The following is a 15,684-nucleotide window of genomic DNA, read 5'->3' as shown; positions in this document are numbered from 1 at the left end:
ATACGGAAATAATGCACATTGATGAAAAAAATACGATAAAGCGTCTAGTTGATTGTGGAGTGGCTGCTCAGATCTATGGAAATGGGCCTCAATGGGTGATTTGTTTGCATGGTTGGCTTGATAATTCTAATAGTTTTGTGCCAATGGCTAATTTACAGAAGCCGGGTTATAGGTGGCTTATGATTGACTTACCCGGTCATGGGCAATCACAGTGGCGAGGCAAAGATGCGCATTATTACTTCATTGATTATGTTTATGACTTACTGATTGTCTTAGAAAAGTTAAATATAGAAAAATGTCATTTAATTGGGCACTCATTAGGGGCCTTGGTATGCGGTATGTTTACTACACTGTATCCACAACGAGTTAAAAGCTTGTCTATGATTGAAGGAATAGGCTTAATGTACTCGGATGAAGCTGATATAAAGCAGCAGGTAGTGCAGTCATTTAAGCAAAGACAGCATATTAGCGCTAAGGAGGTAAAGTACTTTCCAACCTTTAAAACACTGGTACAGGCAAGAGTGACTGCTTCTGATTTCAGTGAAGAAGAAGCTAAGTTACTTATGAGTAGAAATAGTGAAGAACGAGAAGGTAAAATCTGTTTAACGACAGACCCTAGGTTAAAGACTCATTCAGCGTTTAGATTTAGCTTAGAGCAGAGTATGCACCTTTTTAAAGACATTAGTATACCAAGCTTGCTTATTATAGGAGATAAAGGGTATGAATTTGTTAAGGAAAATTTAGAGACATTTAAAGCCAGCTTTTGGGATCTGCAGGTTGAAATTGTTGAGGGAGGACATCATTGCCATATGCAAAATCCAGTTAAGTGCATTACGTATATTGAAAAACACCTGAACACAATTAATGGAACGTGATTGTATATTTATACGAAATATGGGAATATCTCACGGTTAGAGTATTTGCTCAATTGTTTATGTGCCTTATTTCTATTAAGGTAAAGTATTAAAAAAATAAAGAGAACACAGGAGCTAAGAGTGGAAAAAATCTGGCTAAAGCGCTATCCGGAAGGGATGCCTGAAACTATCGACCCAGAGCACTACAACTCGTTGCTTGAAATGTTTGATAAAAGTTTTACAGAGTTTGCGTCGTTGCCCGCTTATACCAACATGGGTAAGACGTTAACCTATCAACAAGTAGATGAAGCAACTAAATCTGTTGCGAGTTATATTCAAAATGATTTGAAATTAGGCAAAGGCGACAAGGTTGCCGTAATGATGCCTAATTTGTTACAAACTCCGATTTCAATCTTGGGGATATTGCGTGCAGGGTGTACAGTGGTAAATGTCAACCCACTTTATACCGTTAGGGAGCTAGAACATCAGCTAAATGACTCAGAGACTAAAGCTATCTTTATTCTTGCTAATTTTGCTCAGACACTGCAAAAAGCGTTACCTAAAACGTCGGTTAAGCACATCGTATTGACTGAAATCGGCGATATGATGGGGGGCTTTAAAAAGTATCTAGTAAACTTTGTTGTTAAGCATATTAAGAAAATGGTGCCTGAATTTAGTTTGCCAAAAACAATACCTTTCAAAGATGTTATGGCAGCAAACCCAGATTCTTATAAAGTGCCAGATGTCGCATTAACCGATCTTGCATTTTTACAATACACTGGCGGGACTACAGGTGTGTCGAAAGGTGCAATGTTGACACACGGTAATATGGTTGGAAATCTTGAACAGGTATCGGGTTGTTTAGATAAGGTGCTAGATAATGGTAAAGAGGTCGTTATAACGGCACTTCCGCTTTATCATATATTTGCGCTAACAGCGAATTGCTTAACGTTTATGAAGTATGGTGGTCACAACATTTTGATCACGAATCCTCGTGATATGCCTGGTTTTGTGAAAGAGCTTGCAAAGCATAACTTTACAGCTATTACTGGGGTCAATACTTTGTTCAATGGTTTGTTGAACACACCAGGGTTTTCAGAGTTAGACTTTTCTAATCTTAAGATGTCGCTCGGTGGTGGTATGGCTGTTCAGCGCCCTGTTGCTGAAAAGTGGCAAAAGGTGACAAGCAGTAAGCTAATGGAAGGATATGGCTTAACCGAGTGCGCACCGCTTGTTACTATCTGCCCGTGGGACTTAGGTGGATATAACGGCTCTATAGGCTTACCTGCGCCTAGTACTGAACTGAAAATAGTATTAGAAAATGGGCAAGAAGCAGGCAAAGGCGAGTCTGGAGAGTTACTTGTGAAAGGCCCTCAAGTCATGGCCGGGTATTATAACAGACCCGATGCAACAGCCGAATGTTTAAAAGATGGCTGGTTCGCAACGGGTGACATTGCAACTTATGATGATGAAGGGTTTTTCTACATAGTAGATAGAAAAAAAGACATGATCATTGTATCTGGATTTAATGTCTTCCCAAATGAAATAGAAGAAGTAGTTGCCATGCATGATGGCGTGCTCGAAGTTGCTGCGATTGGTATACCCCATGACGTGAGTGGGGAGCAAGTTAAAGTATTTGTTGTGAAAAAAGATCCATCGTTGACAGAAAAGGATATAATTAGTCATTGTCGAGATAATCTTACGAATTATAAGGTTCCCAAATTGGTAGAGTTCCGTGAAGAACTCCCAAAAACGAATGTCGGTAAGATTCTTCGTAGGGCCTTAAAGGAGTAACTAAGGAGCCGGCACTAGCCGGCTTTTTTATGTACAAATGTTACTAGGAGTGAACGTGCAGTATCAGTTAATCACCACACAATCGCAGTTGAACCAGTTTGTATCATCAATATCTACAGCGAAAATTTTAGCAATAGATACTGAGTTTATGCGCCGTCGTACCTTGTATCCAGAAGTCGCTTTGATCCAAGTTTTTGACGGGACACACCTTGCGTTAATTGATCCTCTTTGTGGCATTGATTTTGAGCCATTTTGGCAGTTATTAAACAACGATAAAATGTTAAAAGTACTACATTCACCTTCAGAGGATATTGAAGTTTTTCAGAAGTTTGCAGGGTTTGTACCCCATCCAATGTTTGATACTCAATTTGCATTGCAACTACTTGGTGAAGGGAATTGTGTTGGATTTGCAAGTATGGTCAAGACATTACTTAATGTTAAAATAGATAAAAGTGAATCTCGGACAAATTGGCTACAAAGGCCATTGACTGAGAAACAGCTTGATTATGCAGCCAGTGATGTATATTACTTGTTACCTTGCTTTGAAAAAATTATTGAACAAATTTCTGAGAGAAAATTAACTGAAATTGTGATTCAAGAGTCGCAGTTAATTGCCGTCAAACGTGCATTTGAAACACCCGATGAATATGTTTATCAAGATATTAAAAATGTGTGGCAATTGAAACCAAGAGATCTAGCCGTACTTAAAGAGCTAGCGGCGTGGCGAAGAAGCAAAGCACAGAAGAAGAATTTAGCCTTAAGTTTTATTCTCAAAGAACATAATATGGTTGAAGTCGCAAAGCGCAGACCAAGTTCATTAAATAGCTTACGTAACATTCCGGGTATTGAGCTTTCTGAAGTCAAGCGTTCAGGAAAAGAAATTATTCAATGTGTTGAACGTGGCAAAGCGATACATGAATCAAACTGTCCTGAAAAGCTTTTGAGGCTTATTGATTATCCAGATTATAAAAAAGCGGCGAAAGATATATCAAATACCATAAAGCATGTTGCAGAATCCGCATGTATTCCTGCAGACGTTTTTGCCTCAAAAAAACAAATCAATCAATTGTTGAGTTGGAACTGGAAGAAAACATCAGAGGAAAGGGCGGTATCTCTTAAGCCTGACCTTTTGCAAGGCTGGCGATATGATTATGTTAAAAAATCACTGTCTCAGTGGGACGTGTAATTATTACAGTAAACGCATATATAAAGTAAAAGGCGCTATTAAGTTAGCGCCTTTTGTGTGAATTACTTTTCTTCTTTGACATCATCAGGAAGAGTTACATTGAGTTCTAACACTGCTAAATCATCTTCGTTTTGTTCAAATTGAACATTGACGGCATCTGAGTCAACTTTCACATACTTACGAATAACATTGAGTATGTCTTGTTTCAGCTGTGGTAAATAATCAGGTGTTCCACGTTTCGAGCGTTCATGTGCAACGATTATTTGCAAGCGCTCTTTAGCAAGGGACGCACTGCTTTTTTTCTCTGAACGGAAATAATCAAGTAGCGACACATTAACCTCCAAATATCCGTTTTAGTAAACCTTTCTTTTCAACTGCTAGGAATCTAAAGTCGATAACTTCGCCTAATAACCGGTTAATAGCATCGCTATATGCTTGACCTGCATCAGACTCGCTGTCTAGTACAACTGGTTGGCCTGAGTTAGAGGCATTGAGTACCGCAGTTGATTCGGGAATGACGCCAAGTAAATCAATGGCAAGAATATCTTGTACATCTTCAACAGAGAGCATTTCACCATTTTCAACGCGCTCTGGGTTATAACGAGTGAGTAGTAAGTGCTCTTTAACGGGTGCTAAGCCTTGCTCTGCACGTTGTGATTTACTCTGTAGTATGCCCAAAATACGATCTGAATCTCGGACTGAAGATACTTCTGGGTTTGTTGTGACAATGGCTTCATCGGCAAAATACAATGCCATCATCGCACCCGCTTCAATACCAGCGGGTGAATCGCAAATAATATAGTCAAAGCTTTCTTTCATTTCATTTAAAACTTTTTCTACACCTTCTCTGGTTAGCGCATCTTTATCTCTGGTTTGAGACGCAGGCAGAATAAACAGCTTCTCTACGCGTTTGTCTTTTATGAGGGCTTGATTTAAGTTTGCTTCACCATTGATCACATTAACGAAATCATAGACTACTCTGCGCTCACAACCCATGATCAAATCTAAATTACGTAAACCAATATCAAAGTCGATTATGGCAGTTTTGTAGCCTTTTAGGGCAAGACCTGTACCAATTGCAGCGCTAGAAGTTGTTTTTCCAACACCACCTTTACCTGATGTTACGACAATAATTTTTGCCATCTGAATTATCCTTTGACCAAAGCGGTAATTTCTAATGAATCATTAATTTGTTTTACTTGAGCAGGATTGCCCCAGTGTTCACCTTGTAGTGAATCACTGATCCAATAACTGCCATTGATAGAGACCAATTCAGCCTCAAGGCGTTGGCAATAGATACTTGCCTCATCGTACCCTTGTGCCCCTGCGATTGCTCTACCACGGAGTGTTCCGTATATATGTATGTTGCCATCCGAGATGACTTCTGCGCCGTGACTCACTGAGCCTAAAACAATTAGGTCTCTGTCTTTAGCGTATATTTGCTGACCAGATCTTACAGTTGCTTGAACAATTTGAGCTGGTAAGTACACAGGCTTTTCTACGACTTCAGTTGTTGTTTGAGCCGAAGCAGCTGGTTTTATATCTTTACTATAGTTTAATACCGAAAGTTTAGCTGCTTTGGCTTGAATATGCTGCTGTTCGGTTCCATTGCAAACCCCTACGGGGTTGAGTTGCAGATCAGACAGAGTTTGTTTTAATAATACAAAGTCAATATCGACTTCTTGTACTTCTGCCAAGTTAACAACAATCGATGCACCGTAAAAGAATTTAGGTGCTTGGGAAATCTTCTCATCTAATTCACTTCTAAGCCGTGGGACGTCGACTAAGAATAAGTGCAAAACAGAAAGGGTGAACAAGTTTCCTTTTAACTCAAATATTTGATCTGACATAAGCGCTCTAATAACTATATAAACTCAAGAAAGCTCAAAGGGAGTAGAGGGAAACTTTTCAGTTTAAATAACACCGTTCACCTTACATCACTTTGTATTAATATTATTGTTTGGCCCTGTATTTAATACGTTTGAGCGTCGCAAAACTTTCCAAATATAATGTCTGTCATGGTATAGTGCCAGTTAGACATAAGCAAGAAATTATGGGTGTATAATGCTTACCGCCGTGTATAAAAGTTCAAAAAAAGCCGATACCTATCTTTATATCGAAAAACGTGATGATTTTAGCAAGGTACCGCAGCCTTTGATGGATATGTTCGGGTTACCTAAATATGTGATGATGTTTGATTTATCTAAACGTGAAAAGTTGGGAATTGCTGATATAGTTTTGGTTAAGGAAAAGTTAAGCGAAGATGGTTTTTACTTACAGATTCCGCCGCCAGAAGAGAATTTATTGGATCAATTTAAGGCCCATAATGGAGTAGAAAGTGATTAAAAGAGCTTCCTTATTACTTGCATCGGTCGTGTTATCATCGGCGAGTTACGCAAATACGCAAGAAAAATTTGATTCTTACGTGGCTCAATTGAAGCAAGAAGCCCAAGATAAAGGGTACGAACAGTCTTTAATTGATACAGCATTTGCGACTGCAAAGTTTAAGAAGAAAGTGATTAAGGCTGATAAAAATCAGCCTGAAGTCATTGAAACACTAGAAACATATCTACCAAAACGCGTACCTCAATGGAAGATAGAACGCGCACGTAAATTATATAAAAAGCATCAAGTTGAATTAGAAAAAATAGCACAAGAATATGGTGTGCAAGCAAGGTTTATAGTTGCTTTGTGGGGCCTTGAGAGCAATTTTGGCCGTATTCAAGGTGGTTATTCTGTTATCAGTGCATTAGTTACGCTCGCATTTGATGGTCGCCGTGAAGCTCTTTATAAGCGACAACTATGGGCTGCATTAGACATATTGAAAAGTGGTCATATATCGTTAGATAAATTTAAAGGTTCGTGGGCTGGGGCAATGGGGCAAACACAGTTTATGCCAACCTCTTTCAATGCTTATGCCGTCGATTACAATAAAGATGGACGTAAAGATATTTGGACAACAGAAATAGATGCATTCGCGTCTATCGCAAACTACTTAAAGCAGGCAGGATGGAATGATAACTTAACATGGGGTCGTCAGGTTAAATTGCCGCAACGTTTAGACCAAAGTTACGTGCTTAAACGAGGCACAAAAACGCGTAAGCAGTGGCTTGAGTATTGGAAAGATTCAGAGCGTTCACTTGCTCAATGGCAACAGCTTGGACTACGTAAAGCGGATGGAACCAATTTGCCTAACGTTAACATTACAGCTGCGCTTGTGATGCCAGACGATATCAATGGCAGAATGTACTTGGCGTATGATAACTATAAAGCCTTGATGCATTGGAACCGTTCATATTACTTTGCAACGAGTGTAGGGTATTTGTCTGATAGAATTGCTTACCCAAAAATCTAATGAGATTGTCTAGTTAATATCAGTGTAAAAAAAAGGCAGCCTTCCAACAGGCTGCCTTTTTGTTTGGGCTACTTCAGTTACTGCTAGCGCCCTTCAAGTGTGATATGTATCGATAACCTTTTAATAGTATGAGAGCGGTTGTACTTTTCCCCAAAAAACGCGATATGAGAAAATCGTATACATGATGATTGTCGGTACAACAACAACCACACCATAGAATAAAAAGTTTAAAGACTCTGGGGCCGCGACAGCATCAAAAATTGTAAGCTTTCCAGGCACAACATAAGGATAAAAACTATATGTGAGGCCAAAAAAACATAATATGAATATCACAGCCGACAATGCAAATGGCAACCAAACTCTTTTTTTATTATTCAACTTCAGCGTTTCTAGAATAAGGTCCTGAAAAATAAACAGTGCTAAACACAAAATAGGCAACATTAATATTACAGCCATTGTTTGCGACTCAAACCATGCTTTATATACGCTGCTATTAATAATAGGGTTCACTATTGATACGGCAATGACACCGATAAAGGTAACCCTTCCGGCAAACTGGCACCAATGAATTGCTTTTGATTGGAGTTCTCCTTCGGTCTTTAACACTAACCAAGCAGCCCCAATTAAGGTGTAAGCACCAACCACGCCAGCACCGCTAAGTAATGCGAATAATAGTGACAGCATGGATGTTTCAAATGACATAACATAAAGACCGAGCATAAACCCTTGCATAAATGCGGCAAGTATTGAGCCTAGCTTAAACATGGTATCCCAAAGTTTTTTGCGTTTTACTTTTGCTTTAGCTCTAAAATCGAACGCAACACCTCTGAGGATCAAGCCAATGAGCATAACGGTGATTGGTAAGTAAAGCGCTTGTAAAATGATGCTATGTGCCGTGGGGAAGGCAATTAACGCAAGACCAACAGCGAGTACAAGCCATGTCTCATTGGCATCCCAAAATGGACCAATAGACGCGATCATGGTGTCTGCATCAGTATCATTATTGGTGGGTAGCAATATACCCACACCCAAATCGTAACCATCTAAAATTGCGTACACAAGAATAGCCAGTGCCATGAGTGCGCCGTAAACATAAGATAGCATTTCAGGGTTAAGCATGGCGCACCTCTTCAACGACTGAGTAATCATACTCTTCAACTTGCACTGCTTTATCTGCGGTATAAAAAAGTGTTCTGATGTATAGAACTAATAACACAACATAAACTAAGAGGTAAGCGGCTAGCGATATGGCGACGTTACTTGAAGCAACGGTGGTTACTGCCTCTTCTACCGTAAGTACCCCAGAAACCAAATAAGGCTGACGGCCAATTTCTGTAACATACCAGCCCGCGAGGGTCGCAACCCAACCAGAGAAGCTCATTGCAACGAGTATTTTGAGCTGCCAGTGACTGAGTCGTTTATTTCGCCATAATGACAAACGTGTTATGAACGCAACGGCTATCATGAGTATTCCCATGCCGACCATGATCCTAAAACCAAAAAACACAGGTTTCACAGGTGGATGAGCTCCTTCGAACTCATTTAGCCCTTTAATCTCGCCATTAAGGTCATGAGTTAATATTAAACTTGCGACTTTGGGGATCTCTATTGCCAAGTCGTTTGTTCGGGTTTCCTCATTTGGAATAGCAAATAATACTAACGGCAACCCCTTTTGTGTCTCCCAAGCACCTTCCATTGCTGCAACCTTTTGCGGTTGATGTTGTAACGTATTAAGCCCATGCAAGTCACCAACAAAAACCTGTAACGGCGCTAATAAACATGCAACAGTCAAAGAAACTTTTAATGTCATGTTTGGCGCATGCTTATTGTCTTTTTTGAGTAACCGATAGCTACTGACTCCTGCAATTAGAAATGCGGCAGTCAGTCCGCTTGCCAATAACATGTGAAAAAATCGATAAGCAAACGAGGGGTTAAAAATGACAGCTAACCAATCTGTTGGATAAACAATACCATTACGCAGTTCAAAGCCAGCAGGTGTTTGCATCCAAGAGTTTAAAGAGAGGATCCAAAATGCAGAAATAGTCGTGCCGATGGCAACAACAATAGTAGATAAAGTATGAACTCTGGGTGATACACGATTCATCCCAAATAGCATTACACCAAGAAATGTCGCTTCCATAAAAAAGGCCGTCAGTACTTCATAGCCCAATAGTGGCCCTGCGATATTCCCCACCTTTTCCATAAAACCAGGCCAGTTTGTCCCAAACTGAAATGACATGGTAATGCCACTGACAACGCCTAAAGCAAACGTCAATGCAAAAATTTTAACCCAAAATCGATAGGCCCTTAACCAAACAGGGTGGTTTGTAATATCGAATCGTACTTTAAAAAAAACGAGAAACCACCCAAGTGCGATGGTTATAGTAGGAAATAGAATGTGAAAACTGATATTAGTAGCAAACTGTATTCGAGACAATAATAATGTATCAAGCATCGCGCAACTCCGATTTTTACTGTTTTCCTAGAAGCTTATCTTTTAAATCAATGACTTTACTGACTGACGAACCAAGTTTCATAAGTGTTTGCAACTGCTCAGGAGACAAGCGCTGCAACTCTGCCGACCATTTTGTGACGGTTTCTAGAAGATCATGTATCGATTGCATTTGTTCTTGTGCGTACTTTTCCTCTGGTGAATTTGCATTTTCCAGTATTTGGTCACGGAGTAGGCTAAGTGTTGGATCAATTTCACGTTTTCTACGTTCATCAAATACTTTGTTGGCTAGGTCCCAAATTGACCCGTTCGGCGAATAATACTCTTTTCTGTCACCAGGGATGTGGTGTACTTTAGCGAGTTGCCAAGATTGAAGTTCTTTGATCCCCATACTTACGTTACCGCGGCTGATCTTAAGCGCATCGGCGATTTCATTTGCTGTTAGTGGCTTTTCATGTATTACTAGTAGGCCAACCATTTGGCCTATTGTGCGATTAAAACCCCAACGACTGCCCATCTCGCCGCAATGCAGCACAAAGTTTTCTATTTTAGGCGATAAGATCATAGTTATTAAACTTTCAGTAATTATTGAAAGTTTAATATATAGGGCCATTTGATTTGGATCAAGCTTTATGTGGAGATATTTTGCACAGCTGCGCTTTAGGTATTAATTAACTATATTAAACGGCCATCAAAATGGACTGCTTTAGACGTACATCAAACGTACGTCTTTGTCATGTAATATGCAACAAACACTCAATGACTTTCGTGCAGAAGGTGCTGCCAAACTGCAGCTAAACCCAGAGCATGTGCCAATATACCTGCCTTCTCCATTTCTTCATAGCAATCTCGTATGCTTTTCGTATTGTCTATGCCAACATACTTGAGTACGGCATATAAACTATGAGAAGTATGGCCACTATATTTGTACTGGAACATAGGCGCTGCACTTTTTCCAAAGAAATTATTTAAGCCTAAACGAGAGGCAAGCCCAGGGTAACGTTGGAAGAGCGACAAACCTTGGTTTAGGGGCTTGGAGGTTTTATCCCACTCAATCCTCCCTAATTTTGGAGATAATTTGCAAATTGCTTTGCGGTGAAATGCACTACTTAATTTATAGCGTGCTGGGAGTGAACCAATTGAACTGACGACTTCGGGAGATAGAAAAGGGTGGGTTCTGTTATAGTCTTCATCGAGCAACTGCTGGTCAGCAACAACCATACGGGCAGCCCGTACTCTTAGATAGAAATTATCGGCGTATTGAGCCGCGCTAAATGCATTGTCATTTAATGCCAAGAGTAGCTCTGTTACTTGAGACTGTAGTTGTTCAGCATGATGAGGAAATAGGGTATAAGCTGCACTGGCTGTTTTGCCATATTCTTCGGTTATGTATCGCTTCACCCTTGGCATCGTGAGTTTGTTTAAACATTTCAAACCGAATACTGAGAAACCAAGCATTCCCCTATCATAATAAAATGCACGGTAGGTTTCGGCGCCGGTCCCCGTTAACAGCGTATGATGTTTAGTTGCTTCAATCAATGATTCATCAATGAGTGCATGTGCATGATGAACGGGTACCTCACCTTGACCTGCAAACGCAATCCGGCGGCTGCTGGTTTCTGTGACATGACCGGTTAAGTCGGTGCTGGTAACTAAAGAAATATTGCAGGCTGCTGCTAACTCATTTGCTATTCTCGCATCTGCGCTGAGCTTGTTGCCATAACATAAGGCGGGTAATTTGACATTAAGTGCTTCACAGCAGGCAAGAATCAGTCGCGAGTCAAGTCCACCAGACAGAGATAGCATAGGATTTTCGCAATTGGTGACACTGCTCCTGACAGATTCAACAACGGCCTCAAGGGCATCTTTGAAGCATGTTGTATTGTCTCGAGGAAAGCCAGTGAGTGGGTTTGTGGATAATTCAAAAAGTCGCTCAGACGTGAGTGATAAAGAAAATGTTGAACTCGCGCCAATGTGTTGAGTATCTTTTAATATACAGGATTCATTAAATAACTGGCCAAAAGTAAGCATACAGCGCATTGCATCTGTATCAAGAGATAATGGTTTTCCCAGCTGTTTCACGAGGGCCTGACGACTGGATGCAATAATAATGGTGTTATCACATTGATAAAGAAATACAGGGAATGATCCGAAGCTGTCACAGCCGGCAAAAACGGTTCTCGTTAGCTTGTTGATAAATATCCAGCTTCTCCCAGCGACAGAAGAAGATTGATTGTCTTGCACGTTGTGCCAAATCTTAGCATCTTGATGTTTTTGTGCTACATCACCCCAAATAACGAGATGGCCCCAGTCATTCTTCATTTGCACAATTGCGTGTTTGTCGTTATTACAGTCATGTTCAACATCGTACAACGGCGTTGACGAGTTAACATTTACGCCCTCGATTAGATTAAATTTAATGCTGAGCTGTGACATATCAAGATCCCACCTAAAGTAATATCAATAGGTGTAGCATGTCGCATGCCATATCACACAACGTTATAAGTATATATATATCAATAGTTTATAGGTTAGTAGGGGTTGGGGAGGGATTATGGTTAGCAAATTGCAAAGCAGTTTAAAAGTAATAAGTCAGCAAAAACTGAGCTTATTACTTTTATTTTATATTAATTTATCGAACAGCCATCATGATGATACCTGGCACAACGAAGAACGAGCCTAATACATAACCAAGCGCAGCCGGTTTATTGTTAGCACCTATTTTTGCAAGCTTTTCTGCCATGACAAGAGGTAGCTCTCGCAGTGTTGGAATACCATAGATAAGCGCAACAGCAAAGACATTAAACATTACGTGTACTAATGCGATCGTTAATGCCACTTCTGCTGCTGGACCTGAAATTGATGTTGCAGCAAGTAGCGCTGTAATAGTTGTGCCAATGTTAGCACCTAATGTGAAAGGGTAGATTTGTCTTGTATTAAAGACACCGCTACCAGCAAGAGGGATCATAAGGCTTGTGGTCGTTGAAGAAGACTGAACCATAATTGTGACGGCAGCACCTGAGGAGATACCAGCAACCGGGCCACGGCCAATTGCACTGTGGAGCAGGTCTTTTGCTTTGCCTACTAGCGCTTTTTTCAATAGTTTACCTAACGTCGTTACTGCAAACAGGATCAGTGCTATACCGACAACAACCATGGCAACGCCTACAGCTTTGCCATCCAAAAAGCTAACAGCATCTTTTACTAAGCCAACTGCAGGCTTGACGAGTGGTTTGATAAAGTTATAGCTTTTAAGTGATAAATCAGCATCACCAACAAATAAATGAGACAGGCTTTCAGCTAACTTTTGTAACACACCAAACATAATTTCAAGTGGTAAAAATATAGTAACGGCAAGTAAATTGAAGAAATCGTGAACCGTAGAAGCAGCAAATGCTCGTTGAAACTCTTCTTTAGAGCGTATGTGACCAATTGAAACGAGCGTGTTAGTAATAGTAGTGCCAATATTTGCCCCCATGACCATTGGAATTGCGATGCCAATTGGGAGACCGCCGGCAACTAGCCCAACGATGACCGATGTAACAGTAGACGAAGATTGCACAAGCGCTGTGGCAAGCGCACCTAAGAGTAATGCGACGAATGGGTTAGTAGCAAATTCGAAGATTTCTTTTGCACCGGCACTGCCGCCAGATGCGAGTTTAAAACCACCGCTTACGGTACCAACAGCAACGAGCACTAAATAAACTAAAAGTGCGATTGCTGCCCAATTTATAACTTTTGAAAATAACGAATTCTGGTTTGATTCACTCATTGTGTGTTCTCAAGTGTGTGTCTAGCTTTCGATTAGCTATTATGACGTTTTTACTTCAGCGAGGATTAGAACATCTAAATATTACAGAAATATTTCACTGCGGTCATAAAAGGCACAAGCAGCACGCAGACCGGAGTGTTTTTGCCAAAAACGAACTATCTATTTTCTGAGTGTATTGGTAACTTATTGCTTTAGTTTAAGATAATTTAAAGTCTCACATAAGTAGTTGATGGTTTGGTTTTACATTGATTTACAATGTAATGGCCTCATTTGCTATTAAGAACTAGTGGAGAATGTTTCTCCATATTTTCTACATTTTTTGATAATAAGCTGTTGTTAATCAAAAAAAGAATAGTGAAGAAAATGAAGCTAGTAAGTTTTTTACTGTTGCTATTATGTTCTAGTGTTTTTGCGCAAGAAGCAAGTTTGTCGCTTAAGAACACGCAAGATGTGTATTCTATTAAGCCCAGTGCATTGCATTATAATGATTTCTCAGGTGCAATCTCGACAAAACAGCAGTTCATTGATCAGCCACAATTACTTTCTCCATTTAACGAAGAACAAAAAAAACCACATAGCCTGAAATATGATCGGTGGCTTAAGGTAACATTGGTAAATGAATCACAAACAACACAGTGGTATCTTTCTTTCGGGTTTGCTCGGTTACCTAAGTTGGCTGTTTACTGGCAAAATACCCCAGATGAAGCGCCCATTTACCAATTAACGGAACATAGCGCATTTGACGACAGGGCTGTGCAAGACCCTCAGATGTATATTCCAATAAGCATTGCAGCTGGCGAAACTAAAACTCTCTTTGTTAAATATCAAACATTCGCTAATGCACCTGCTAATATTCGAATTCATAGTTCTGCACATTATATGAAAACGTCACAAACCAGTTTGCTGACGAATGCCGCTTTAGCTGGTGTTATCACGGCAATACTGCTGATAGTCGTGGTTAACTTGTGGTTTAACATGAATCTAACCAATGTATTTTACGCCATTTGGACGTTTCTATTTTTTATTATCGTTGTTGATATGGCTGGGTTTACCTATCAGTATATTTGGCCAAGTCATGGTGCGTTCGCTGGTCTATTTTCAATTGGTTTGATGGCCGTGGTGCCTATATTTCATCTGTTATTTGTCCGCGGCTTTTTACAATTGAAATATCACAATGTGGTTCTGGATAAACTATACATCGGATTTACATTTCTTTACTGCTTGTTATTGCCTATCGCGCTTTATCTTGAGACTGTATATTACAACCTCATAACGAGTACCCTCATTATTCCCTTGTTTGCTTATACCTGCTGGTGGTCATTAAAGCAGTCAGCGCCAGGAATTCGAATTTTTGCATTGAGTTTAGTTAATCATATTTTTTTTCTAAATGCACTTACGATAATGGGGGCGAGTTATGGGAATGCTTTTGATGTATTCGACATTGCCAGTTATATCAAAATTGGTTACTTAGTCGAGGTGTGTTTATTCACGATAGCAATGGCAATTCAACATAAATCAGTACAAAAACAATTGGTCTTTCAACTACAAAATCAAGTTAACTCACTGAATCAAACGGTGGCGTTTGAAAAACTTACTTTCGAGCAGCAAAAGCATGATATTAAGAAGCACGAAGCGCAGCTGTTTACTGATTTATCTCATGAACTGCGAACGCCTTTGACCGTCATGAAAATACAGGTAGAGTCACTGCAACATAATATTGTCGATAACGTTCATGACTCTTATGTTAAATTGATGGATAAAATTGATGAACTTAATCAATTCATCAATTCCCTCATGTTAGTTACGAGCTCTGGTGATATGCATAAGTTGTTGAAATTTAAAAGTATGACATTAAAGCCATTTATTAATGAAGTATATCAAGAGTGTCAGCATTTGGTGGATATGCGTCGCCAAAGTTTAAACCTTAACTCACAAATAACGGAGCTTCAGTGTATTCAGTTTGATCCTGACGCGTTGAAGAAAGTTATTTTAGAGGTAGTAAAGAACGCGTTGCGCTTTGGTGGCAAGGACGTTGAAGTACAACTTAGTTTTTTGCAAGATGCCGGTGGTTTAATAATAAGGATTGAAGACTCTGGTACCCCTCTCACTTATGAAGCACACCAGCAATTATTTCAACCTCTGTATAGGCAAGAGGCATCGCGCAGTGCTATGTTGGGTGGCAAGGGGATGGGACTTGCCATGTGTAGAAAAATTATAGAAGCACATCACGGTAAGATTAGTTCACATAATAGCTTGTTGAACGAAGCCGCT

At 39.9% G+C, this 15,684-nt stretch carries 14 protein-coding genes; 6 read left to right on the top strand and 8 right to left on the bottom strand.

Annotation, left to right across the window (positions count from 1 at the left end):
- Positions 1 to 11: 11 nt before the first annotated feature.
- From CWC18_RS05605 to rnd, 3 genes are all read left to right on the top strand, one after another.
- The gene (locus tag CWC18_RS05605; protein ID WP_138591841.1) at positions 12 to 875 is read left to right on the top strand and encodes an alpha/beta fold hydrolase; all 864 of its coding nucleotides are present in this window, start codon (positions 12 to 14) and stop codon (positions 873 to 875) included.
- 120 nt (positions 876 to 995) lie between these two features.
- On the top strand, positions 996 to 2,648 hold the full coding sequence (gene fadD / locus CWC18_RS05600; RefSeq protein WP_138674876.1) for a long-chain-fatty-acid--CoA ligase FadD: 1,653 nt from the start codon (positions 996 to 998) through the stop codon (positions 2,646 to 2,648).
- Positions 2,649 to 2,703: 55 nt separating this feature from the next.
- A complete protein-coding gene (rnd, locus tag CWC18_RS05595; RefSeq protein ID WP_138591843.1) occupies positions 2,704 to 3,834 on the top strand; it encodes a ribonuclease D in 1,131 nt (376 codons plus the stop codon).
- A gap of 62 nt (positions 3,835 to 3,896) precedes the next feature.
- Here the strand turns inward: rnd and minE are convergent, their stop codons facing one another.
- From minE to minC, 3 genes are read right to left on the bottom strand one after another with little or no spacing between them, the layout of a single operon-like run.
- A complete protein-coding gene (gene minE / locus CWC18_RS05590; protein ID WP_010361933.1) occupies positions 3,897 to 4,166 on the bottom strand; it encodes a cell division topological specificity factor MinE in 270 nt (89 codons plus the stop codon).
- Position 4,167: 1 nt separating this feature from the next.
- Complete coding sequence (minD, locus tag CWC18_RS05585; protein ID WP_010361934.1) at positions 4,168 to 4,977, bottom strand: septum site-determining protein MinD; 810 nt, start codon at positions 4,975 to 4,977, stop codon at positions 4,168 to 4,170.
- 5 nt (positions 4,978 to 4,982) lie between these two features.
- Entirely contained in the window at positions 4,983 to 5,684 is a 702-nt protein-coding gene (gene minC, locus CWC18_RS05580) for a septum site-determining protein MinC (RefSeq protein ID WP_138591844.1), read from the bottom strand.
- A 214-nt stretch (positions 5,685 to 5,898) separates the two neighbouring features.
- Between minC and CWC18_RS05575 the strand changes: the two genes are divergently transcribed.
- Both CWC18_RS05575 and CWC18_RS05570 read left to right on the top strand, forming a co-directional pair.
- On the top strand, positions 5,899 to 6,180 hold the full coding sequence (locus tag CWC18_RS05575) for a YcgL domain-containing protein (RefSeq protein WP_138591845.1): 282 nt from the start codon (positions 5,899 to 5,901) through the stop codon (positions 6,178 to 6,180).
- Positions 6,173 to 7,189, top strand: coding sequence for a lytic murein transglycosylase (locus tag CWC18_RS05570; protein WP_138591846.1), 1,017 nt, complete (start codon positions 6,173 to 6,175; stop codon positions 7,187 to 7,189). Before CWC18_RS05575 ends, CWC18_RS05570 begins: the two co-directional genes overlap by 8 nt.
- A gap of 120 nt (positions 7,190 to 7,309) precedes the next feature.
- Here the strand turns inward: CWC18_RS05570 and cydB are convergent, their stop codons facing one another.
- From cydB to CWC18_RS05545, 5 genes are all read right to left on the bottom strand, one after another.
- Entirely contained in the window at positions 7,310 to 8,308 is a 999-nt protein-coding gene (gene cydB, locus CWC18_RS05565; RefSeq protein WP_138674875.1) for a cytochrome d ubiquinol oxidase subunit II, read from the bottom strand.
- Entirely contained in the window at positions 8,301 to 9,644 is a 1,344-nt protein-coding gene (locus tag CWC18_RS05560; RefSeq protein WP_138591848.1) for a cytochrome ubiquinol oxidase subunit I, read from the bottom strand. Before CWC18_RS05560 ends, cydB begins: the two co-directional genes overlap by 8 nt.
- Positions 9,645 to 9,660: 16 nt before the next feature.
- Positions 9,661 to 10,206: a GbsR/MarR family transcriptional regulator gene (locus CWC18_RS05555; protein ID WP_138591849.1), complete on the bottom strand. Its 546-nt coding sequence runs from the start codon at positions 10,204 to 10,206 to the stop codon at positions 9,661 to 9,663.
- Between the two features lie 191 nt (positions 10,207 to 10,397).
- Positions 10,398 to 12,077, bottom strand: coding sequence for an asparagine synthase-related protein (locus CWC18_RS05550; RefSeq protein WP_138674874.1), 1,680 nt, complete (start codon positions 12,075 to 12,077; stop codon positions 10,398 to 10,400).
- A gap of 196 nt (positions 12,078 to 12,273) precedes the next feature.
- Positions 12,274 to 13,413, bottom strand: a complete 1,140-nt coding sequence (locus tag CWC18_RS05545) for a Na/Pi symporter (protein ID WP_138591851.1) — start codon at positions 13,411 to 13,413, stop codon at positions 12,274 to 12,276.
- A gap of 363 nt (positions 13,414 to 13,776) precedes the next feature.
- Between CWC18_RS05545 and CWC18_RS05540 the strand changes: the two genes are divergently transcribed.
- A partial coding sequence (locus CWC18_RS05540) for a sensor histidine kinase (protein WP_249930083.1) occupies positions 13,777 to 15,684 on the top strand: 1,908 nt, incomplete at its 3' end.

Source organism: Pseudoalteromonas aurantia (assembly GCF_005886875.1).
Lineage (GTDB): Bacteria > Pseudomonadota > Gammaproteobacteria > Enterobacterales > Alteromonadaceae > Pseudoalteromonas > Pseudoalteromonas aurantia_A.
The sequence above is the reverse complement of the archived record's forward strand: the minus strand, read 5'-3'. Positions and strand labels throughout refer to the sequence as shown.

What these genes read in the sequence shown, in the direction of transcription:
- CWC18_RS05605 (WP_138591841.1), top strand. Translation starts at nt 12, where the DNA reads ATGCACATTGATGAAAAAAATACGATAAAGCGTCTAGTTGATTGTGGA.
- minD (WP_010361934.1), bottom strand. Translation starts at nt 4,977, where the DNA reads ATGGCAAAAATTATTGTCGTAACATCAGGTAAAGGTGGTGTTGGAAAA.
- minC (WP_138591844.1), bottom strand. Translation starts at nt 5,684, where the DNA reads ATGTCAGATCAAATATTTGAGTTAAAAGGAAACTTGTTCACCCTTTCT.
- CWC18_RS05575 (WP_138591845.1), top strand. Translation starts at nt 5,899, where the DNA reads ATGCTTACCGCCGTGTATAAAAGTTCAAAAAAAGCCGATACCTATCTT.
- cydB (WP_138674875.1), bottom strand. Translation starts at nt 8,308, where the DNA reads ATGCTTAACCCTGAAATGCTATCTTATGTTTACGGCGCACTCATGGCA.
- CWC18_RS05560 (WP_138591848.1), bottom strand. Translation starts at nt 9,644, where the DNA reads ATGCTTGATACATTATTATTGTCTCGAATACAGTTTGCTACTAATATC.
- CWC18_RS05555 (WP_138591849.1), bottom strand. Translation starts at nt 10,206, where the DNA reads ATGATCTTATCGCCTAAAATAGAAAACTTTGTGCTGCATTGCGGCGAG.
- CWC18_RS05550 (WP_138674874.1), bottom strand. Translation starts at nt 12,077, where the DNA reads ATGTCACAGCTCAGCATTAAATTTAATCTAATCGAGGGCGTAAATGTT.
- CWC18_RS05545 (WP_138591851.1), bottom strand. Translation starts at nt 13,413, where the DNA reads ATGAGTGAATCAAACCAGAATTCGTTATTTTCAAAAGTTATAAATTGG.